Source organism: Herbiconiux daphne (assembly GCF_024979295.1).
Lineage (GTDB): Bacteria > Actinomycetota > Actinomycetes > Actinomycetales > Microbacteriaceae > Herbiconiux > Herbiconiux daphnes.
In genome coordinates this window covers 1-825 of the sequence record NZ_JANLCJ010000267.1, presented here as the reverse complement: position 1 = coordinate 825, position 825 = coordinate 1, and the positions used below count along the sequence as shown (strand labels likewise).

Sequence of the window (825 nt, the reverse complement as noted above, 5' to 3'; positions counted from 1 at the left end):
AAGTTCAACCATTGTTTCACGAACTGTCTCATACATAGTTTGAGCATCTGCTGGAATAGTTCCAAAGCTATCGTGAATCATTACGAATGAACGAACACCTTTAGCATAACAATTACGAACTGTCATACGAAGATGGGTAGCATCCATTGAATGAATGAAGTTTGGTGCCACTGAACTTGCTTGTTCTCGACTATCAATCTTATCCGTGTCAATCTTAATCTGAGGTGATTGAGCTTTTGGAATTGCTTTCAAAGCACCTTCATCATAAACCAAGTTAGTAATGAACAAACGTTTCTCTGTTTGTTTCAGATACTCTTGGAACATTGGGAATCCATCAGGAGTTGTGAACTCCAATCCTTTGTTAACACGAGCCAAAGCTGTTGATAAACTTTGTAACCAGTCCATACATTCCGCTGCCTTGACAACTGTTCTACCTGTTTCAGCGTGAACAATCTCTGCCAGATAACGACAACAAACGAAACGATGTTCATCTAATGGGTCAACAGAATATTCAGACTGTTCACCATAAACATCTTTCACTTGTTCCAGAAGTTGACCTTTCATCCCTTCCACTGTAGAAGAATATGAATACGTCATTACATTCTGTTTAATGAATGAACGGTTAACCCCGAAGTCCAGAAGGTATTGAGCCATCTGCCACTTCTTAGGTTGAGGGCGACCATCAGAATAAGTCTTCTCAATGTCTGCTCCAATGTGACCATCACGGTCATATGTTAAACGAACCTTAACACGACCAGCTACTGTCCCATACAAATCCATTTTGGTTTCAGATGGAATGAGATTGACTTGAGCACCACCAAGTCG

The 825-nt window shown here is 40.5% G+C and carries 1 protein-coding gene; it reads right to left on the bottom strand.

The window, feature by feature from the left end; genetic code table 11:
- Positions 1–825, bottom strand: an 825-nt coding sequence (locus N1032_RS24545) for a DNA-directed RNA polymerase (protein ID WP_259543133.1), incomplete at both ends; no start/stop codon positions are given.